21 protein-coding genes are annotated in these 19,914 nt (G+C 70.1%); 12 read left to right on the top strand and 9 right to left on the bottom strand.

Annotated features, from left to right (window positions below; all coding sequences use genetic code 11):
* Positions 1-22 precede the first annotated feature (22 nt).
* Entirely contained in the window at positions 23-448 is a 426-nt protein-coding gene (locus ACF073_RS23320; RefSeq protein ID WP_392072909.1) for a DUF6003 family protein, read from the top strand.
* Positions 449-688: 240 nt separating this feature from the next.
* Positions 689-1,027, top strand: a complete 339-nt coding sequence (locus tag ACF073_RS23315) for a VOC family protein (protein ID WP_392072907.1) — start codon at positions 689-691, stop codon at positions 1,025-1,027.
* 68 nt (positions 1,028-1,095) lie between these two features.
* On the opposite strand, the gene ACF073_RS23310 is transcribed toward ACF073_RS23315, so the two are convergent.
* Positions 1,096-1,923 (bottom strand): alpha/beta fold hydrolase, encoded by an 828-nt coding sequence (locus ACF073_RS23310; RefSeq protein WP_392072905.1) that lies wholly within the window; start codon positions 1,921-1,923, stop codon positions 1,096-1,098.
* 103 nt (positions 1,924-2,026) lie between these two features.
* On the opposite strand from ACF073_RS23310, the gene ACF073_RS23305 reads away from it, so the two are divergent.
* Positions 2,027-2,506 (top strand): MarR family winged helix-turn-helix transcriptional regulator, encoded by a 480-nt coding sequence (locus tag ACF073_RS23305; RefSeq protein ID WP_392072902.1) that lies wholly within the window; start codon positions 2,027-2,029, stop codon positions 2,504-2,506.
* A 354-nt stretch (positions 2,507-2,860) separates the two neighbouring features.
* Here ACF073_RS23305 and ACF073_RS23300 read toward each other — a convergent pair whose 3' ends face one another.
* The 3 genes from ACF073_RS23300 to ACF073_RS23290 all read right to left on the bottom strand — a co-directional run bounded on the left by ACF073_RS23300 (position 2,861) and on the right by ACF073_RS23290 (position 4,946).
* Positions 2,861-3,076 carry a hypothetical protein gene (locus ACF073_RS23300; protein ID WP_392073173.1) on the bottom strand — a complete coding sequence of 72 codons (216 nt, stop codon included), beginning with the start codon at positions 3,074-3,076 and terminating at the stop codon, positions 2,861-2,863.
* The gene (locus ACF073_RS23295) at positions 3,073-3,813 is read right to left on the bottom strand and encodes a class I SAM-dependent methyltransferase (RefSeq protein ID WP_392072900.1); all 741 of its coding nucleotides are present in this window, start codon (positions 3,811-3,813) and stop codon (positions 3,073-3,075) included. The genes ACF073_RS23300 and ACF073_RS23295 overlap by 4 nt, the downstream gene beginning before the upstream one ends.
* A gap of 239 nt (positions 3,814-4,052) precedes the next feature.
* On the bottom strand, positions 4,053-4,946 hold the full coding sequence (locus ACF073_RS23290; protein ID WP_392072898.1) for an NADP-dependent oxidoreductase: 894 nt from the start codon (positions 4,944-4,946) through the stop codon (positions 4,053-4,055).
* Between the two features lie 70 nt (positions 4,947-5,016).
* Here ACF073_RS23290 and ACF073_RS23285 point away from each other — a divergent pair, with 70 nt between their 5' ends.
* Positions 5,017-5,610, top strand: coding sequence for a TetR/AcrR family transcriptional regulator (locus ACF073_RS23285; RefSeq protein ID WP_392072896.1), 594 nt, complete (start codon positions 5,017-5,019; stop codon positions 5,608-5,610).
* A 54-nt stretch (positions 5,611-5,664) separates the two neighbouring features.
* Here the strand turns inward: ACF073_RS23285 and ACF073_RS23280 are convergent, their stop codons facing one another.
* Entirely contained in the window at positions 5,665-6,411 is a 747-nt protein-coding gene (locus ACF073_RS23280; RefSeq protein WP_392072894.1) for a S1 family peptidase, read from the bottom strand.
* Between the two features lie 234 nt (positions 6,412-6,645).
* Between ACF073_RS23280 and ACF073_RS23275 the strand changes: the two genes are divergently transcribed.
* Positions 6,646-7,236: a GNAT family N-acetyltransferase gene (locus ACF073_RS23275; protein ID WP_392072892.1), complete on the top strand. Its 591-nt coding sequence runs from the start codon at positions 6,646-6,648 to the stop codon at positions 7,234-7,236.
* Positions 7,237-7,301: 65 nt separating this feature from the next.
* Here ACF073_RS23275 and ACF073_RS23270 read toward each other — a convergent pair whose 3' ends face one another.
* Both ACF073_RS23270 and ACF073_RS23265 read right to left on the bottom strand, forming a co-directional pair.
* On the bottom strand, positions 7,302-7,637 hold the full coding sequence (locus ACF073_RS23270; RefSeq protein WP_392072890.1) for a hypothetical protein: 336 nt from the start codon (positions 7,635-7,637) through the stop codon (positions 7,302-7,304).
* 299 nt (positions 7,638-7,936) lie between these two features.
* The gene (locus tag ACF073_RS23265) at positions 7,937-8,521 is read right to left on the bottom strand and encodes a MarR family winged helix-turn-helix transcriptional regulator (protein ID WP_392072888.1); all 585 of its coding nucleotides are present in this window, start codon (positions 8,519-8,521) and stop codon (positions 7,937-7,939) included.
* A 249-nt stretch (positions 8,522-8,770) separates the two neighbouring features.
* On the opposite strand from ACF073_RS23265, the gene ACF073_RS23260 reads away from it, so the two are divergent.
* The 4 genes from ACF073_RS23260 (at position 8,771) to ACF073_RS23245 (ending at position 13,729) form a co-directional block, all read left to right on the top strand.
* Positions 8,771-9,841, top strand: coding sequence for an alkene reductase (locus ACF073_RS23260; RefSeq protein WP_392072886.1), 1,071 nt, complete (start codon positions 8,771-8,773; stop codon positions 9,839-9,841).
* A gap of 87 nt (positions 9,842-9,928) precedes the next feature.
* The gene (locus ACF073_RS23255; RefSeq protein WP_392072884.1) at positions 9,929-10,831 is read left to right on the top strand and encodes an NADP-dependent oxidoreductase; all 903 of its coding nucleotides are present in this window, start codon (positions 9,929-9,931) and stop codon (positions 10,829-10,831) included.
* Between the two features lie 514 nt (positions 10,832-11,345).
* Positions 11,346-12,260 carry a hypothetical protein gene (locus ACF073_RS23250; protein WP_392072882.1) on the top strand — a complete coding sequence of 305 codons (915 nt, stop codon included), beginning with the start codon at positions 11,346-11,348 and terminating at the stop codon, positions 12,258-12,260.
* Positions 12,257-13,729 carry a hypothetical protein gene (locus ACF073_RS23245; protein WP_392072881.1) on the top strand — a complete coding sequence of 491 codons (1,473 nt, stop codon included), beginning with the start codon at positions 12,257-12,259 and terminating at the stop codon, positions 13,727-13,729. The genes ACF073_RS23250 and ACF073_RS23245 overlap by 4 nt, the downstream gene beginning before the upstream one ends.
* 129 nt (positions 13,730-13,858) lie before the next feature.
* Here ACF073_RS23245 and ACF073_RS23240 read toward each other — a convergent pair whose 3' ends face one another.
* A complete protein-coding gene (locus tag ACF073_RS23240; RefSeq protein WP_392072879.1) occupies positions 13,859-14,332 on the bottom strand; it encodes a carboxymuconolactone decarboxylase family protein in 474 nt (157 codons plus the stop codon).
* A gap of 547 nt (positions 14,333-14,879) precedes the next feature.
* On the opposite strand from ACF073_RS23240, the gene ACF073_RS23235 reads away from it, so the two are divergent.
* The 3 genes from ACF073_RS23235 (at position 14,880) to ACF073_RS23225 (ending at position 19,140) form a co-directional block, all read left to right on the top strand.
* On the top strand, positions 14,880-16,784 hold the full coding sequence (locus ACF073_RS23235; protein WP_392072877.1) for a condensation domain-containing protein: 1,905 nt from the start codon (positions 14,880-14,882) through the stop codon (positions 16,782-16,784).
* A 313-nt stretch (positions 16,785-17,097) separates the two neighbouring features.
* Entirely contained in the window at positions 17,098-17,592 is a 495-nt protein-coding gene (locus tag ACF073_RS23230) for a DUF4265 domain-containing protein (RefSeq protein WP_392072874.1), read from the top strand.
* 441 nt (positions 17,593-18,033) lie between these two features.
* Entirely contained in the window at positions 18,034-19,140 is a 1,107-nt protein-coding gene (locus ACF073_RS23225) for a hypothetical protein (protein ID WP_392072872.1), read from the top strand.
* Positions 19,141-19,186: 46 nt separating this feature from the next.
* On the opposite strand, the gene ACF073_RS23220 is transcribed toward ACF073_RS23225, so the two are convergent.
* The gene (locus tag ACF073_RS23220; protein ID WP_392072870.1) at positions 19,187-19,852 is read right to left on the bottom strand and encodes an NADPH-dependent F420 reductase; all 666 of its coding nucleotides are present in this window, start codon (positions 19,850-19,852) and stop codon (positions 19,187-19,189) included.
* Between the last annotated feature and the right edge of the window lie 62 nt (positions 19,853-19,914).

The raw sequence follows: 19,914 nt of genomic DNA, 5'->3' as shown, positions 1-19,914 counted from the left end.
TTGCGAGAGGGGTGTTATGGCGATGGCCGACGACGCCTTGCTGTTCGTTCTTCCTGAGCGTCATCCACGTCTGGGTGCGGCTCTGTCCGCGGTCGGCGAGTTGGAGTGTGCGGAGAGCCCCGCGGTGCGGGGCTGGCTGCACGCTCACGGGACTCCCGCTTCGTCCGAGCACGTCAGGATCGTCCCGGCGGGGGCCGAGGTGCTCATCCCCGAGGAGGCCGAGCGGCTGCCGGTTCCCCTGAGCGAAGAGGAGACCCTGCGAGTCGAGCAGGCCTGCGCGCCCAAATCCGTGACGGACATGGAGTCGGAGCTGCTCAATTTCCGGGACACCGCCCAGGGCTATCAGTCGCTGGTCCAGCGTGCCCTCACCGCCGGCATTCCGGCACCACGGATCGCGCAGCTCACCGGTCTGGATCCGCGGGAGATCGTCCAGGCGGCCGGCGACTGAGGCACCCCCACACGGCTCCGGCGGCGCCCGCCACCGACTTCGCGAACCTGGCTGCTCCCCCGGGGTCCGTACGACCGAAAGGCCGGCGTGCCCCGGGCAGCCTGGCGCACGGACGACGCCGGACGCGGCGGGGGCGCGAGCCCCTGCCCGAGCCTGATGCGAAAGTCCGTGCGGCGAGGAGCGTGTCGTAGTACTTGTGGACGGTCTCGTAGGCATGCCCGCTCTCACCTGGAGTCGTCGATGACCGTTCGCCGTGTCGTGCCCAACATTCAGTCAGAGGCTGTGCGGGAGAGCCGGGAGTTCTACGGCCTGCTGGGCTTCGAGGAGGTCATGAACCACGGTTGGATCATGACCCTCGCCTCCCCGGCGGCGCAGGTCAGCCTCATGACCAGCGACAAGACCGCCCCGGTCACCCCTGACATGAGTGTCGAGGTGGACGACGTGGATGCGGCCTACGCGGCCGTGCGGGACAGCGGTGCGGAGATCGTCCATCCCTTGCAGGACGAGGAATGGGGTGTGCGGCGGTTCTTCGTCCGCGATCCCAACGGCCGGGTGATCAATGTGCTGAGCCACCGCTGAGGGGGCCTGCCACCGCCCGATGGTCCCGCCCCTCCCCCTCCCCTCGCGGAGTGCGGACTGTCAGCCTGTCAGCCCAGGAAGTCCATCACCTGGTCGTTCAGCTGCTTCGGCGTGGTGAGCGGCAGGGAGTGGTGGGTGGCTCCGGGGATCAGCGCCACCTCTCCCCGCGCGAGCGTCCGGCGGGCTCGGTCGGCGACCTTCGCGGCGTCGTGAGCGCGGCTCTGCTCCGCGAGAAGGACCAGGACCGGTATGCGCAGGCCGGCAGTCCTGGGACGGCCGCCGGCGACGAACGTGCGGCCTGGCACGGTGGCGGCCAGCCGGTAGAGATGCTGCCACCCCTCGTCCGGGCAGGTGCCCGCCGTCTCCCAGGCCAGGAAGGCGCGGGCGCGGGCCTCGCTCGGACGGATCAGCATGGGCAGCGCCCGGAGCAGGTAGCCGGGGCGGAATCCGGAGAAGACCTGGGTAGGGTCGACGAGGGCGAGGCGGTCGATCCGCCGCGGCGCGTGCAGGGCGTATCTGACGGCCAGCCAGGCGCCGTACGAATGACCACACAGATGCGTGCGGGCGAGCCCGAGCCCGTCGAGCAGCGCGTCCAGCCAGGCCATCAGGTCGTCGGCGCTCTTCAGCGGTGCTCCCTGGCGCTCGGTGCGGCCGGCATCGCCCAGCAGGTCAACCGCGTGGACCCGATACCGCTCCCCTAATGCCGGTGCGTTGGCGAACCAGACCAGGCCCGTGGCGGATCCGCCGGGCAGCAGCACCAGTGGACGGCCGTCCGCCGGACCGTACACATGGACCCGGGTCCGGCCGTACGGCGTGGCGACGTCGCGCTCTTCGGTGGACTGGGGCCAGCGGGCGCGCAGTTCGTCATAGGCGAGGTCGAAGGCGGACAGCGACACGACAGCTCCTCTCACTGAGCGATAATCTTGTTCAGCGAGATAATAGCCCGGAATCCCCTGGGTCCCCTGGGTCCCCCGAGGCCGAGAGTTCGAGGAAGCACGCATGGACGAGCAAAGCCCCGTGATGCCGTTGGTTCACCTGCTTCGCGCGGTGACCGTGGAGTTCGACCTGCTGGGCGCCGAGTTCGCGGCGCGTCATGGACTGCATCCCACCGATGTGCGCGCGCTGATCCACCTGCTGGACGCGGTACGGTCGGGCACCCGGGCCACGCCCGGCTGGCTCGGCGAGCAGCTGCGCTTGAACTCCGCCGGGACGACCGCCGCCGTGGACCGGCTGGAACGGCTCGGGCTGGTCCGGCGCAGCCGGGACACGGCTGACCGGCGGCGCGTGTTGCTGGAGGTGGAGGAGAAGGCCACGAAACTCGGCTGGGCCTTCTTCGGGCCGGTGATCAGTGAGGTGGTGGTGGCCGCGGAAGGCTTCGATGCGGGCGAGCTGGAAACGGTGCGCCGCTTCCTGACCGCGGTACTCGGGGCTACCGGCCGGGCACGTGCGGACGGTCAGAGCTTCGATGGAAAGCCCTGACGGTTGCGGTCCCACCGGGACGAATACCCAGGTGAGCCGCTCGGTTCAAGGTGCAGTGCGACGCCGGGGGCAGCGGGCGGATGGAGGGCGATCAGGCCGGCCTCTCCATGGAGGAGGGCGGCTTGCCCTCTCGGCGAAGCCCGCGCCGGCTACGGGTGCGCGTACACACGAGCGATCCCCGACGTCACGTTCCGCCTGCTGGACGACACGGGACACCTGCCCCAGGTGGCGACGCCTGAGCAACTCCTGCCAGCGATGTGGGACTCTGCCGCCACTCACACCACGGCATGACCGGACGGGGCACCCCTGTCCACAGGGCGCACAGCCCTGAAGCCGCGAGCGTGAGTCGCCGCGTCACTGGCCATCGAGGGATGCCTGCCGGGCGAGGAACTCCTCGAACGCCGCCCTCCGCTTCGAATCCATGAAGCCTTGGCGGACATTGCGGGCCTCCTCCTGGAGCCAGCGGGCCTCGTCGGGGTCCAGTAGCTCGGCGACCACCACGCCGTCGCGGGCGAGCCGGAGCGCGTCCGGCGAGGGGATGACTTCGTGTCTCGGTGCGGCGGAACTCACGGTTTGTGGGTTACCCAGAGCAGTTCCGCCGGCCAGCGGCGGGCCCAGTCGGGTGGGTCGGTTTCGTTGTAGCCATTGGGTGTTCCGAGTTCGGGCCGCGGCTCGATGAGGTCGTCGATGACGAGACCCGCGCCGCGCAGCACCTTGACCCAGTCGCCGTAGGTGAGCTGATAGCTGATCGCGCCGTCGTCCTCGGCGATGGTGTTCAGCCCGAAGTAGTCCTGCTGCAGCGTCGTGGTCACGCGGCCGGCGGCTTCGTCGTAGCAGGCTTCGAACCATGGGCTGGCGACGTTGAACACCAGGCGCCCGCCGCGGCGCAAGACGCGTGCGGCCTGCGGGACAGCCAGGTGCGGGGGCGCCCAGCTGAGGCCACCGAAGTCGCAGAACACCAGGTCGAAGCTGTCGGCGGCGAAGGGGAGCTGTTCGGCGGCGCCTTGCACCAGCGGGTAGCGGGCCGCTCCCATCGCATCGGCCGCTGCGGCGAGTTGGGCTTCGGACAGGTCGAGCCCGACCACGGTGGCGCCCTCGGCGGCGAGCGCCCTGGACCACTGGCCGGCGCCGCAGCCGAGTTCGAGGACGCGCTTGCCGGTGACGTCGCCCAGGGCGTGCAGGTGCGCGTCGGGGATGGAGTACATGCCCCACAGCCGGGGTGCGGCGCCGATTTGCGGGTCGTGCCTGTGCTGGTAGGCGCTGCTGATCTGGTTCCAGAGCCGCCGGTTGGCGGGGATGCTGTCCACGTGCCGACTCCAGCACTGCCTGCTGGGGTCGGTCAACACGATTAGGACACTGGCCGGCCCTCGCCCCGGTCCGGCCCTGGCTCGGCCCGTGATCCGCCGGGCGAGCCCTGGCACCACCTGCCGAGCCACGCGGTCTCCGGGGTGCGGAGGTCCGCAAGGCCGCCGAGAGGGCGAGCCCGCCGGCCCGCCCCCTGCCGGTCCCTTCCTCCAAGGCGCCGTGCGACTGCGCGTGAACCGGCTCAGACGATGATGACCCGGCGCCCGCGCGTGTGACCGGCCTGGCTGTCGATGTGCGCCGCCGCGGCCTCGGCGAGCGTGTACGACTTCTCGACCGGGATGTGCAGCCTTCCCCGCGAGATGAGGTCGGCGGCCTCGGCGAGGGCATCCGGCACGCTCCCGGCCACGCCGGAGAACCGGACACCCAGCTTCGGCGCATCGAGGTCGGCGATGGAGACCACCTTCCGCGGATCCCCGGTCAGCTCGACGAGGTCACGGATCACGCCCGAGCCGGCCAGATCGAGGGCCGCGTCGACTCGGCCGAGCTGCCGCACCCGCTCGACCCAGCCCGCGCCGTACGTCGTGGCGCGGGCGCCCAGGCTGCGCAGATAGCCCTGGTTCGCGGCCCCAGCCGTGCCGATCACCGTGATGCCGCGGTCGCGGGCGATCTGCAGCACCGCCGATCCCACTCCCCCGGACGCCCCGCTGACCAGCAGCGTCTGTCCGGCCTGGACTCCGACCTCCCGGATGACACGCAGCGCGGTCTCCACCACGGAGGGGTACCCGGCGGCCTCCTCGAACGTCAGCCCGTCGGGCATGCGGGCCCAGGCCGACAACACGGCGAACTCGGCATAGGTGCTGGAGCCTTCGCCGAACACGCGGTCCCCGGCCGCGACCCCTTCGACACCCTCACCGACCTCGTCCACCACCCCGGCGGCGTCGAGCCCGACTCCCGCGGGCAGCTCGATCGGATGGGCCTTCAGGATCTGGCCTTCACGGACCCTCCAGTCGACGGGATTCACACCCGCCGCCCGCACGGCGACGCGTACCTGGCCGGGGCCCGCGTGGGGTTCCTCGGCATCTATGAGGCGCAGAACGTCCGGACCGCCGAACTCGGCGAAGCTCACTTTCTTCATGCCGTGGACCGTAGCACTAACGGTTAGTGTTTTGAAACGGATACAGATTCATACCTGATAGTGTCCGGGCATGACCGTGCCGTCCGGACGCCGCGAGCGCAAGAAGGCCGCGACCCGCCAGAAGATCGCCGACACCGCTCTGCGGCTCTTCCTGGATCGCGGGTACGACGCGGTGGGGATCCGCGAGGTGGCCGCCGAGGCCGACGTGGCCGTCACCACGCTCTTCTCCCACTTCGCCTCCAAAGAGGCCCTGGTGTTCGAGCGGGACGAAGACTTCGAGCAGCGCCTCACGCGGGCGGTCACCGGCCGGGCGCCGCACGAGCCGCTCATCCCCGCGCTGCGCCGTGAGATCCAGGCACTGGTGCGACACTGCACAGCGGACGCCGCCGCCCCGATCTGGCAGATGATCGACGCATCACCCGCCCTGCGGAAGTACGAGGAGTCGATGCGGCTGCGCCACGCGGAAACGCTGGCAACGGCCATCGCCGCCGACCCCGAACTGTCGCAGACCGCAACGGCGAGCCGGACGATCGCGAGGTTCGTGATCGACGCCTATTCGCTGGCCCGCGAGGAAGCCGACCCGGAGGCCGCGGTGGACGAGATCTTCCGCATGATCGAGGCGGCCTGGGAGGCCACCTGCCCTTCCTCTTCCCCGCGTGCGTGAGGATTTCCCCCGGCCGAACCACGCACGCCAGGGCGCCCTTCCGCATCCCGGGCGTCAGGGGCGCGTGTGACCGGACGTCACATCGCGAATCCACTTCAGCTGCTGAGAGACCTCCCCGGCTTCCGCGGACTTCTCCCGGTCGGACCCGTTGAAGACACCGACGAGGCGCTCGCGGCCGTGCGGAGCGATGGTCATCACCGGACCACCGGAATCACCACCGGCAGGGATCCCGGAGACCTTCTTCATGCAGAAGTCCGGTCCGCCTGGCGCGGTGAAGCCGGCACAGAGGGGATCGTCCTGTCGCACGACCCGCAGGTCCGACTGTTTGAGCACCGGTGACTGGCAGCTGTTCTCGTCGTCCGTACAGGTGGCGCCCCATCCGTACTGGCGCACCTTCTGGCCGACGGTGACACCGGAATCGTCGAGCGGCGGCACCTGAACCTTCATCGGTGAGACCTTGACCAGCATCATGTCGGATGTCGCGCTGCCCACCCGCTTGCCCGCCAGCGGGCGCACGGTCGTGCCCTTGCGGTAGTCCAGGTTGCCGATCCGGAAGGAGATCCGCCGGTCGGCGATCGGCTGCGCCGTCTCGTAGAAGCAGTGCGACGCACTGAGGATCCACTCACGGGTGACGGCCGTTCCCGTGCACTCCGGCTTGCCGTCGACCAGCATCCGTACCGCCCATGGGCCGTACGTGCTCACCGACCCGCCGATCACGGCGGAAGCGGGCGCGGCCGACAGCAGGCCACCTGCCGCCAGCAGGGACACGGACAACGAGAGAGCACCGGTTCGACGAAGCATGCAGGCGGACTCCTCTGCCAAAGGCGTTGACGCGGTCCCACACGGTGGGCCGATTCCTTCCGTTTCCTCCCCCGGCGCGGACGGAACATGCGCCGCAGCCATCGGTGCGCATGCGCACTGTCCCGTCAATTCGGAGGCAGGCGCCAGTGATGCGCCTCTGCGCCTGCGGACAGCTCGTTGGCGCACCATCTGCACCCCACACTCAAGGCCACTGCGGCCACATACGCTCGGCCAATGGACAAGAGCGCCGTACGACTTGGGGCAGACGCCACCCCGTCAGCCCCGGCTCTCCTGCTGCGCCCCTGGAGCCCGGCGGACGCCGCCGAACTGGTCGAGCTGTACCGAGACGACACCCTTCGCCGCTGGACGAGCTCAGCGTTGGACGACGAGGTGAGCGCGGCACGGTGGATACAGGACCAGCAACGGGGATGGGAGACGGGAGACCGATTCGGGTTCGCCGTCACCGAGGTGCAAAGGCCATCTGCCGAGGGGGAAGGGGCCGCTGTCGAGGGGCAGTTGGCGGGGCATGTGATCCTCAAGAACGTCTCCCCTGGCTCTTCGTCCGCGGAGGTCGGCTACTGGACCGCGGCGCGCGCACGGGGCCGCGGGGTGGCGCCCCGCGCACTGGATGCGCTGACGGACTGGGCCTTCAGTGCCTGCCCCGGTGCCGTGCTGACGCGCCTGGAACTGCTGCACCAAGTGGACAACGCCGCGTCGTGCCGCGTCGCGCGGAAGAGCCGGTACGAACTGGCCACGCTCCTGCCCGCCTCGGCGCCCGCATACCCCCTCGCCGGTCACCTGCACGTACGGATACGCGACCGCTGAGCCGCCCGGGGGGGGCGGCGCTCCCTCACCGGCTGCGGGCGGCACCTCCCGCTACAGGACGGCTTCTACAGGACAGCCGTACCCGCGGCGAGGCCGCCCGCCACGCACACGGCCCAGCCGGCGTACGGCCGCCACAGGGTGGTGGCCGCGAGGGCCGCGACGCCGGGAACGAACACGCCGAGGAACAGGATCGTCGCGATGTCGCCCCAGCCCGTGGGGGCTCCGACCAGAGCCCAGCCGGCGGCGGCCGCGGCCAGCGCCGCGGCGAGGTGGCCGTTGCGGAAGTCGGTCGGCCGGGGCCAGTCCCCCGGGCGGTTCTTGCGGGCCCGGACGAACCGGTACCGGATCATGACGCCGAGTTCCGCCAGCAGGACCGCGGTCGCTATGGCATCGACGAGCAAAATGATCCCCTCCGATCAGAACGGGCTGCGACGGTGTCGACCCCAGTGCGCGCCGCATGCAGCACGAACGACCAGCTCAGTGCGGAACTTGACCTGAACTTTACTTCATTTGGATCATATTTGAGTAATCAGCGGCACAAGTGCCGATGGCATGGCAAACCGGATGCGTCACAGACGTCCCGCACCGCCCTCACGGCCAACGTGCCGTAGAGACCGAGTGACCGGTGGGCTCGTACGACGAGTCGCGCGAGCCCTCCAGCTCGCCCCCCTCCGCCAACTGCCGTAGCGGAACTGTGAGATCACCCCACTCGGGGACCCGGTCCATGCCTTGCCGACCCGCCGGATCGAGACTGACCCTCCGCTTCCTCGCCCACCGACTCGGCGGCGGCACGTACGAGGTTCTGCTCCAGGTGCTCCAGGGTGTGCAGGGCCGCGGTGCGTTCGTCGCCCGACAGGCCCGCCGTCGAGATCTCCTCGAGCTGACTCCAGATCCGCTCCACCTCGCGGCGCAGGGCCTGGCTGGCGGCCGTGGGTTCGATGAGCGAGGCGCGCTTGTCGGTGGGCGAGGGCCGACGGCGGACGAAGCCGGCTTGTTCCAGGCGCCTGACGGTGCGGGTCATGGTGGCGGCGTCGGAGTCCATCAGGCGCACCAGGTCGGCCTGACGCTGAGGGCCCAGTTCCCACAGGTGCATCATCACCAGCTCCTGGCCGGGGTGCAGACCGATGCGGCGCAGCAGCTGTCCCGCGAGCATGCGGTGCAGGCGGGCCAGGCGGAAGATCGCATGGCTGACGGGCCCGCCCCTGGCGGTGCCCGGCACCGGGACGGTGGCCTCCTGCCCCGCGCCCACGGCGCTGTTCCCGGCCTCCGACGTGGACTCTGTCATCACGCGCTCACTTTCCTGCTCGGTCAGCTTGACTCTACTGCCCGTCCGGCGCGTCGGACGTCCTTCCATGCGGGCCAGGCAGATCTACCCAGGTCAAGGCGGTGTTACCTGCTTCACATCCCCGCACCGGAATGACTCATCGGCTTTACCTGTTCGGACAGGTGATTTACTTGTTCGGACAGGCATCTGCCGCCGAGAGGGCGCAGAACGCCTGTGCCGCGAAGCGCCCCTTACATGGAGGAACCGACCATGACCACTGCCTTCGATCCGATCGTCCTGGGCGGCAAGCGCCTGACCAGCCGCATAGCGATGGCTCCGATGACCCGCAGCCGGGCGTTCGGGCCCGGCGCCGAGCCGACAGAGTTGATGGCGACGTACTACGCGCAGCGCGCCGGCGCAGGGCTGATCGTCACGGAGGGCATCCAGCCCTCGCCGGTCGGCCAGGGCTACCCCGACACCCCCGGCCTGCACACGCCCGGACAGGTGCGGTCATGGCGGACGGTGACCGACGCCGTGCACCGCGAAGGCGGCGCGATCTTCGCCCAGTTGATGCACACCGGCCGGATCGGCCACCCCAGCCTGCTGCCCGAGGGCCTGTCACCGGTCGCGCCGTCGGCGGTGACCGCCACGGGCCAGGTGTACACCCCCGAGGGGCCGAAGGACTTCGTGGCGCCGAAGGAGCTGAGCGAGGCGGAGATCCGGCAGACGATCGACGACTTCGCCGTGGCCGCCCGCAACGCCGTCGAGGCCGGATTCGACGGCGTGGAACTCCACGGCGCCAACGGCTACCTCATCCACCAGTTCCTCGCCCCCGGCACCAACCGCCGCACCGACGCCTGGGGCGGCGGCACCGAGGGCCGGATCCGGTTCGCGGTGGAGGTCGTCACGGCCGTGGCCGAGGCGATCGGGGGCAACCGGGTCGGTCTGCGGATCTCGCCCGGCAACCCGTACAACGACATGACCGAGGACAACCCGGGCGAGGTCTACGAGGCACTGCTGCGGCGCCTCGCCGGCCTGGACCTGGCCTACCTGCACCTGATGGAAGGCCCGGACCGCGACCTGACCGCACGGCTGCGCACGGCTTGGCCGAGCACGTTCGTCCTCAACCCGTTCACCTATCCGGACGTCACCGGTCCCGACGCGCTGAAGCTGGTCGAGGACGGCACGGCGGACATGGTCGCCTACGGTGCGCTTTTCCTGGCCAACCCCGACCTCCCGGCCCGCCTTGCCGCCGGCGGTCCCTTCAACACCCCGGACCAGTCCACCTTCTACGGCGGCGACCACCGCGGCTACACCGACTACCCCACCCTCATCGCCTGACCGCCGAGGCCGCCGCCGTGACCGCACGGTCAGTCGGTACGCCTGCGGCGTCCCCCTTCTCCACCCGCCTTCATCCGGGAGTTCCCCATGTCCAAAGCGATCACTTTCTCCGAGTACGGCTCGCCCGAGGTGCTGCGGCTGTCCGAGGTCAGCCCGCCGGAGCCGGGCCCCGGCCAGGTCCGGATCCGCGTGCGGGCCGCGTCGGTCAACCCTCTCGACATCAAGATCCGGTCCGGCCTGATGGCCGGCACGGTCCCCGCCCACTTTCCGGTGCTGCCCGGCCTGGACGCGGCCGGTGTCGTCGACTCGGTCGGCGACGGAGCCGAGGTGGCCACGGGCGACGAGGTCCTCGGCGCCACGGTAGGCGGCAGCTACGGCGAATACGCCCTGCTCGACCAGGCGGTGGCCAAGCCCGGGAGCCTGTCGTGGGAGGTCGCCGCCTCGCTGGTCACGGTCGGCCGGACCGCGGTCCGCGTGCTCGGGGAGCTGGGGGTGCGGGCGGGTCAGACCCTGCTCGTCCACGGTGCCGCCGGCAGTGTCGGCTTCCTCGCCGTCCAGCTGGCGGTAGCTCGCGGCATCACCGTCGTCGGAACGGTCGGCGGGCACGACATCGAGCGCGTCACCGCGCTCGGAGCCACCACCGTCCGCTACGGCGACGGCTGGGCGGAGCGGGTGAAGGCCGCTGCGGGCGAGGTGGACTTCGTCTTCGACGCCTCCGGTGCCGGCGTCCTCGCCGACTCCGTGGCCCTGACGGGCGACCCGGGGAAGGTCATCACCATCGCGGACATGTCCGCCGCGCGGCACGGCGTGCGCTTCAGCGCCGGTACCACCGACCGGAGCGGCCAGTCACTGCCGGAGCTGGTGCAGTTGGCCGCCGCCGGCAAGCTCACCGTACCGATGTGGCGCACTTATCCCCTGGCCGAAGCTGCACGGGCGCACACGGACCTGGAGGCCCGCCGCAACCACGGCAAGGCCGTCCTGCTGCCCTGACCTCCAGAACCGCCGCCCCGCCCCCCAGGGGAAGTCGGTCACCTCGACCGGACTCACCTCCTTGCGACGGACGGCCGCGGCGAGTTGGACGGCGGGCGTGAACGGGCCGATCGTCGCACTCGCCGACGCGGGCCGTGCGGATGCTGCGCCCCGGCGGGCGGTTGCTCGTCGCCGGCCTCCGGCGCATGGCCAGGAGGTACGCGGGGCACATCGGCCAGGGCTCGCCGCGCGGACTCGGCCCCGGCCACTGGTACGGCGGGCCGTGTCCCGCCACCATCCCACTACGTGCCGTCAAGGAGCACTGAGCGAAGACGTCTCCCCCGGCCGCGCCCCGGTCCGCTCGTCGTCTTCATCGTCCTGCGCGGCCATCACGTTTTGTGTAACTTGATGGCGCGCTGCCTCGTCGGGCGGGCGTATGGGGATGACGGCGGAGGCGGGACAGGACGTTCGCCCGCCGTGCTGAGCGCGTCCGGTGGGGGGCGCGCAGGGGGGATGGCTCGCCGTGCCGGTGGCGATGGTCTCAGCGGTTCTGCACGCGCGCAGGAACGAGCAGCGGTTCGAAGATCTCAAGCGGCGACGCCGGAAGCTGGAGCGGCACATCCGGCAGGAGGGCGAGTGGCAGGAGGAGCGCCGCCGGACCGTCTACGACAGGGCGCTGACGCCGTTCCGTGAGAGCTTCGCGCGGCTCAGGCACGTGGACCTGGTGGAGTTGGCGCCGGTGGACCCGGCCGGGGCGGCCGTGTCGGATGTCGAGCTGCGTGAACTGCGGCACGTGGCGGTCACGGCGGTGGCTTCGCTGGCCGGAGGTGCCGTGGCCGGCGCGGGCATCGGGGCTGTGACGTACGCAGCGGTGGGAGCCTTCGCGACGGCATCCACCGGTGCGGCGATTTCCGGCCTGTCGGGTGCGGCGGCCACGAGTGCCACCCTGGCCTGGCTGGGCGGCGGGTCACTGGCGGCCGGGGGCGGCGGGGTCGCGGCGGGCACGCTGGTGATGGCCGCCCTGGTCGCCGGGCCCGCGCTGCTGGCGGCGGGGGCCTTGCTGGAGTGGCGTGGCCGTGCGGCGAAGCAGGACCAGAAGGAGTTCGCCCGCCGGCTGGACGAGGCCGACCTGGAGCTGAGGAAGGCCCGGACGGACCTTTCGGCGGTGTTCCGGCGCAGCCGGGAGATACGCCTGGTCCTCAAGGATCTGGGGGACGCCATGGCGGCCCGGCAGCCGGTGTTCGCCGAACTGGTCGGCCGCTGCGACGACTACGCGTCGTACGGTCCCGGTGCGCGGGCCCTGGTGAAGGACATGTTCGACCTGGCGGTGATCACCGTCGCGGTGATGGGGGCTCCACCGGCCGGTGAGGACGGGCGGGTCAATGAGCTTTCGGGCCGAGTGATCGCCGACGCCCGGGCACGGCTGGCTGCTCTGACGGCCGCGGGGTGAACGCGGATGCGTCCGCAGGCGAGGGCAACGCCGCGTCCGCCGCGCCACCGGCCGCGCTCGTGGTCGCATGGCTGGCGGCGGATGCGGCGACCCGCAGGTTCGCGGCGGCGACGATGGAGGCTCTGGACACCAGGGAGACGGTGCAGCGCCTCGCCCGCCGCTACGCGGCCGTGGGCAACGCCCAGCGGGCCGGGCATCTCTTCGAGGTGGAGCACGCGCTCTCGTTCAACCAGGCCGCCGCACGGGCGGGGGCCGGTGTGCGGGCCGTGGTGTCGGAGTGGACGGCCGGAGGGTCGCACACGGCAGCCGCGGACATCCTCCTGATCGACCGGGCGCGGACGGTCGGCCAGGTGCAGGCCAAACTGATGACTTCGGTGCCCGGCACCGCACATCAGCTCCGCCGCCCGCACTACACGGGTATGACACGCCTGGTGGCCGGTGACAAGGTGGCCGCCGTGGAGCGGCTCCTGGACAAACGCCTGTCCATGAACCCGGACGGCATCGGCTTCGCCGCCTACGCCGACGCGCACGCCCACCTCAGCGACTCCATCCGGTACGGCGACATCGTCTCGCAGCCGGTGGACCTGTCCGACGTCCATCGCCATGCCACCGACCCGGAGAGGTGGGTGCGCGGCCAGGTACGCAGATCGGCCGGCCAGGAAGCCGCGGCAGCCGCAGCGGCGGCGACCGCGGCCGGCGCTGCGGTCGCCGCCGCGATCACGGCCGCCGGGCAGCTGGGCCGGGTCCGGGCCGGCGAGACCTCACCCGCTCAGGCGGCGCTCACCGCGGCATCGGCGGCCGCCCGCGGTGCGGCCCTCTCCGGCTCCCTGGCCGGCCTGGCCTCCCTGGTCCGCACCGCGGGCCGCGCCGGACAGTTGCCGGCCGCATTCGGCGGGGGCGACCTCGCTTCCGCCACCGCGACCGCCGCCCTCTCCGTCGCCGAAGCCGCTCTCCGACTCGCGCAAGGGCGCATCGACGGCGGCGAGTTCGCCGCGCGTAGCGCCGAAGCCGCGCTGAACGCCTCCCTCACATGGGCCTGCGGCGCCGTCGCCCAGAGCGTGATCCCGGTCCCCGTGGTCGGAGCACTTGTCGGCGGGCTCGTCGGCCAGGCCGCCGGCACGGTCATCATCCAGGGGCTCCAGGCGGCCCTCGCCATCGCCCGCGGCACCCGCAGCACGGGGACGGACACGCTCGAACACGAACTCCTCACGGCCTCCCTGACCACCGGACTCCTGACAGCGGCCACCACCGCGCTGGGCCCCCGCACCCACGCGCGAACCACCGTTCTGCCCGGCCTCTCGGCCGCCCGCGCCCACCTCACCGGCAGCGATCCCGCCCGTGCCCTGACCTCCCTGGCCGCCCTCACCGCAGACCACGCTGGTGTCCCCCTTCATCTCACCCCGGAGGAGTTCGACGCCTGGATGGCCACCCCCGACGACATCCCCCTCACGCTGGACCCCAACTGGTGAAGTATGCCCCCGCCCCGCCCCGCCAGCGACGGCGGCCTGCCGGGGCCCCGTATCGATGTGCCTGCCTGGGAAGTGAGCGCGGATCAGCCCTCACCCTCGGGGTCACCGGCGTCCCGCTGCCGCCGTCCCTCAGTGGAACTGCCCAACCTCGTAGTCACCGGCCGGCTGCCGGGTGATGATGTTCAGCCGGTTCACCGCGTTCATGAAGGAAACCAGGATCACCAGGGCGGCCAGCTGCTCCTCGTCGTAGTGCTTGGCGGCGTACGCCCATACCTCGTCGGCGGCACCACCGGCCGCGTCGGCGACCCGGGTGCCCTGCTCCGCCAGCTCCAGCGCGGCGCGTTCGGCCTCGGTGAAGACGGTGGCCTCCCGCCACGCCGCGACCAGGTTCAGCCGCACCGACGTCTCGCCGGCAGCGGCGGCCTCCTTGGTGTGCATGTCGATGCAGACGGCGCAGCCGTTGATCTGGCTGACGCGCAGCGCCACCAGCTCCTGCGTCGCGGCCGGCAGCGGCGAGTCCTTGAGCGCCCTGCCCGCCGCCATGAAGTGCTTCAGGGCCTTCCCGGCGGTCGGGCCGGCGAAGTAGTTCAGTCGCGCGTCCATGGCGCACTCCTCCGTGGTCGTCAGTGGCTGCATCCCGGAGACGAGGTAGCTCGCTCCCCTGTGACACGGACAGATGTGACCTGTGCCGCCCCGGCGTCGACACGCGCCGTTCGACGAAGCACTCCTCAACTATCGGAACACGCCAAGGTCGACGGCCTGGCCGATGTCGTGGACGACGCCCAGTGGGACCGCTGACACAGGACGTCCTCGGGCCTGCGGTGAACGGCGGTGCGAGCCGAAGCCGCTGGTGGAATGCGTTCCCGATGCCGGTTCGGCGATGGAACGTATCCGGGTTCTGAGCGCGGGCGGGTGCGCGGCGTCGCAGCCGTCGCGCCACGGGCAGCTGGAGACGGTCGGCTTCCGGCAGCATCCGTACGCCTCCGACGTCGCAGGGCCGTTCATCTCCGTGCTGCGGGCCGACCTGGAAGTCATCCGCCCAGATGGCCGGAATCGCCCTGCCCTGCGAACGGTGCCGGGCTCGTTTCACCGCGATGGGGTAGATGCCAGGGCGCGACACCACACATGAACGCGCAACGGGGACCAGGCCATGCATGAGAAAGAAAGTTTTCTGACCTGGGGACAGCAAGTATCGTGGTGGGGTCACTTTTCGACCCCTCATTCCGGACGGTCTCAATACAATCTGGTCCGGGCGATAAGGCCGAGCCGCACCATTGAGACAAGTCGGGCCAAGAGGCTACTCGCAGAGATGACACGGCGTTACGAAGTCCTTCGTACCACCTTTCATCCAGCCCAGCATGTGTCGCCGGCCAGCTCGTTCGGAACATTCTCAAGGCGGTATCTGATCGAGCGTACAGTGCGGAGCGATCAGCAGGCGCAAGCGGCAGGATCGGCGCTCTGGAACAAGCTCGGGAACCACATCTTCGACATCGAACAGGATTTCCCGGCGAAATTCGGCATCGTTTCCGTGGGCAGCGACCTTTTCGGTCTGATCGCATGCGTTCATCACATCGCTCTGGACGCGTACGGACTGGCGTCGTTCGAGCGTGAATTCAACGCGCTGGTCGAGGGCGCGCTCGACGGGCAAGAACATTCCTTCCCTATTCCAGCGACTTCGCCGTCCTGCATTGCCTCGCGGGAGTCTTCGCCCGCGGTGGTCGCGGTCAACGAGTCGGCCCTTGATCACTGGCGCCGTCTGGCCACGGAGATGCCACCGCGGATCTACCACAGAGAGCCGTCACGGACACCGATCGGTGATCATCCGGCGGTGGTGCGGTCACTGGAATCCTCTTCCCTCGACTCCGCGATCCGCGGCATAGCGTCACAGACGCGCACGCTGTATCCCGTGGTGCTTATTTCGGCTTTCTCCACAGCCCTGTCAATCCATTCTGGACACGCACGGATTCCACTTGGGGTCCAGCTGGCGAATCGCCACTTCAGCGACCTCGCGGCGGCTCGCTCGTCAGTCACACAGAAGTCAGCCTGGTTGACCGACTTCACAACCGACCCCACCTTCACCGAGATCGTGCGGCACACTCATCGCGAACTCATGCAAGCGATGAAGCACGGCCGGTACTCCCACTTCGACCACCTGCGCCTCCTCCATGAAGTGAGCTTCACGCGGGGCGTGCGACTGTGGCGCGGCCGTGGGCACATGGTCCAGGTCAATTACGTCGACGACACCGGCGACGGACCCGACCTGTGGAGCCACTCCTGGGACCTGGGCAAAACTGTGCGCGAGCGCCAAAAGGTCCAGCTCGGCGGGGAAATAACACTCGAAGCGCAGAGAAGAAGAGGGACTCTCCACCTTTCGCTGATCAGTGAGGACGCCGGACCGAGGGCCACGCACTTGACAGACCTCCTGGATGGAGTGGCCGCAGTGCTGCTTCATGTGCGGAGCGAGGGAGATCTCAGGTTCTCGGAGATCGCGAAGAACGCGGGCATCAAGCAGATTCCCCGTGACGGGTTGGTTCACGTCGACGGTTCCTGGGTGAGTCCGCGAGCCGTTCGGAAGCTGATGCTCCAAATTCCCGGTGTCACGGAAGCGCTGGTCTCCTGCGTGGATGAGAACGGCCGGATGCTGCTCTCGGCGAGCGTCTGGGTCACTCGGCCGATCGACACGATCGAGATTCGCCGGCGTTTGCTCGAGCTGTTCCAGTACTACCCGAGCGGCGTCTGCCCGCAGCGGATCACCATGATTCGATCGGCGCCGCCATCACCTCCGGCCAGCCCAGCAGGGGGCGTCGAACTCCCCCTGCCGACGGCTGGAACTCCACAGGATTTCGCCGACATCATCAAGCAGATCACCGGCCTCGACACGGTGACGCTCGACGCGAGCTACTTGCAGCTCGGGGGGCCCTTGGAGCTCATTCCGGCGCTTGTCTCCCGGCTGCGTCAACTGGGATGGTGCCGGCTGAGCGTCCAGGACCTGGCCGGGCACCATTCACTGAGGATGCTCGCAGCCGAGCGACGAAGCGAACGGGTATCAAGTTGAACGTGCTACCTGCCGGGGTCGACCGGACGACCGGCCGCACCGCTGGTCCGGCTTCGACGCGCGCCTCTCGGGCGGCGGCCGCGCCACCCGCCGGCACGAACCCACCGCTCCAGGGGTTGAACGATGGCGCCCACCAGCGTGGGGCCGTCGACGTAAAGCGTCGGGGAGCCGGGTAGACGATGTTGAGGTATTCACGGCGCGACGGCAGAGGTGGCCATGCGCCCGCGCAGTCGGCCTTTCCGGACCAAGGGCAGCCCGGACCTGCGTTCGATGTGTGCGGGGTGAGTGCGGGATCATCTGAATCGTGACCTCTATGACTCCATCCGAGCCCAGCGCTACTGAGAGCAATCGGATCAAGGTGTGGTACCGGTTTGTGCCGCGCGAAGGCTGGATCCCCCACGACACTGAAGGGCTCTGGGCCACTCGCCTGAGCGGAGACACCGCCAGGGTGGAGAACGTCCCCTTCTTGCAAGACGGGGTGGCTGAGGGCGATGTCGTGCGGTTCGTGACAGACGCCGACGGACTCCACTGGGCGAAGGAACGGGTGGAGGCATCAGGTAACTGCACGGTCCGGGTGTTGCCCGTTCCCTCCGGCCCACTGGGGAGAAGCGCTCGGGCTGTGCACGAGCGGCTGTCGCCGTTCGGCCTGGGCGGTGAGGTCTTCAGCGAGGAGTTCCCGTTGGTCGCCGTCACGGTGCCGGCCGATGCGGACCTTGGCGGGATCAAGGCATTGCTCGTCCGCGGCCAAGAAGATGGGTGGTGGCACTTCGAAGTCGGTTGTGTCACCGATGCGTGGCGCAACGCGTAGTCCGGCCAACGCCTCGATGTCGCCGCACCACGCACCGAAGGGGTCCTTCGCGGCCGTCGCGGGCGCAGCGATACGCCGGGTCGCGCACCGACGGGAGGGAGACCGCCGAACGAGTGCAACGTGCAGCCGCCCACCACGACCTCCCCTCTCCCGGTACGAGAGCCGGTGCCGGCCGGCCGCCCTGGGCTGGGGCACCGCTCGCGGTTGCCGTCGGATTTCGGCCGGAAAGAGTTGGCGGACCCCCGCTGGACCTCTGGGGGTGTCAGTAGGGCCTTGTACCCTGCACGTGCATGGCCCGCTCCGTCGCATGCGTCTGACCAGCGCAGTAAGCGACGGGCCGGGTAGGCGAGTTGGGTACAGCGCCGCAGTGAGGGCATGCCGGTCCGCCATTCGCGAGGCCGTGGCTCTGCGGCCGCCGGAGGATGAACGACGGGGGTTGTGATGGCTGACCAGTTGGGCAGGGGCGAGAGTGCGGGGCGCGGCGGGATCGTACTGCTGTCGGTCTTGGGGGCCCGCCTCATGGACGCGGGACAGGCCGGCGGTGCTGTCCTGGTAGGGCGTGCGGCGCAGTTGCTGGAAGCACCGGACGTCGAATTCATCGCGCTCGGTGCGGAGTTCGTGCTGCTGGTGCCGAAGGCCGGTGCGCCGGGGCACCAGGTCCAGCGATCCCGTAACCCCCTCGCGGACCGTCTCGTCCGCGCCTACGGGCTCGGGCCGGTCACCGGGCCTGTGGTGCTCGCCGGGCCCCTGGAGGACGGCTGGCCCCGTCCGCTGACCGGAGCCGAGACGGACAGCTTGATGCGCCGGTTCTCCGGCCAGAAGGCGGAGGTTGACGCGGCCCTGTCCGAGGGTGTGAAGGATCTCCTAGGATCCGAGGCCCTGTTGCGGGCCCTGCGGAACATTCCGAGCGAGGAGGCCCGGCGCACCGAGGTTTCCCAGGCACGGCCGGGGACGCGTGGGGCCCTGCCCGATGAGACCGTCCTCCCGGAGAGGGTGGTCCGGGCCGCGGCGAACAGGCGGCTCGGCGCCTTGGTCGATGTGCCCCAGGGCCCACTCAGCCCCTACGGTGCCGCGGCCGACCCTGCGTGGCCCGTGGTGCTGGCGGGGTCCGGTATCGGTCTGTCCGGGCTGCTCATCCTGCTCGTCGTGGTGTTCGTGCCGACCCGAGGGGCCAGCTTGGGCGGTCTGCTGATCGCGGCACTGTTCCTGGCCGGCGGGCTCGCCCTCTTGGTGGCGGGTGTACGGAAATCGGGCGGGAGTGTCTATCGGTACGAGGGCGGATTCGTCCGCGCCCGGCCCGCCGGTGTCCGTGCCATAGCCTGGTCGGACATCAGCGCGGTCCAGGACGTGCTCACCGACACGAACCACCCAGGGCGGTCCGGCAGCAGCGTTTTCCACTCGTACAGCTACAAGGCGGAGTTCACGCTGCGCTCGGGCGGGAAGGTCGAGCTGCACTACTTCGGTGGCACTGATCGCAGGGTGATGGAGGCGAAGGCCCACGGCCTGGTGCAACTGGCCCAGCAGGCCAAGCGAACGTTGGGCCGCTGACCTCGCGCGGTCATTCCTTGGAACTCCTTGCAGGAATGCCTTCCTGTCATTCTTCCGCTCGGTCGGGCCCCGGCCCGGCCGCAAAGGCGAGCGGAGGGGCGATCGCCTGGGCGTCCGCTCCCTCTCCGACCCACAATGCGATGAACAAGGCGGCGGTGGCCTCCAGGAGTCCGGCTCGTTCGAGTCCGCCGCCGGCTATGGGATCGCAGCCGGCATCCCGCACCAGCTCACGTACGCGTGCCAGGGCCGCCTGGTCGTCTCCGCAGACCGGAACGGCCAGGGGCCGTCCGTCGAAGACGGGTGGCCTCATCCGCCATACGTCCTCGTGGCAGAGGTTGAACGCCTTGACCACATGGGCTCCAGGGGCCGCCGTTGCCAGCTGCCGCGCCGCCGAGGGGCCGCCTTCCGTCAGCAGTCGGAAGCCCGGCCCGACCGGATTGGAGCAGTCGAGCAGCACCTTGCCGTCCAGGGCCGCCCGCAGCTCCCGTACCACCTCCGCCCCGGGGCCGAAGGGCAGCGCGGCCAGTACCACCTGACCGGACTCGGCCGCCGTACGCAGAGTGGCAGGCTTCGCATCATGTCCGATGCGCCTCGCGAGCCGCTCCGCCTTGTGTGCGTCCCGTCCGCCGATGGTCACCTCGTGACCGGCTCGCGCCCAGTGGGTGGCGAGCGCGTCCGCCATGTTGCCGGTTCCCAGTACGCCGATTCTCATCACGCGTTCCCTCTCCATGCCGGTTTCGACCGTTCGAGACAACGCTAGGGGGCCTGTCGGGC

This window comes from Streptomyces sp. NPDC015171 (genome assembly GCF_043079545.1).
Lineage (GTDB): Bacteria > Actinomycetota > Actinomycetes > Streptomycetales > Streptomycetaceae > Streptomyces.
The sequence above is the reverse complement of the archived record's forward strand: the minus strand, read 5'-3'. Positions and strand labels throughout refer to the sequence as shown.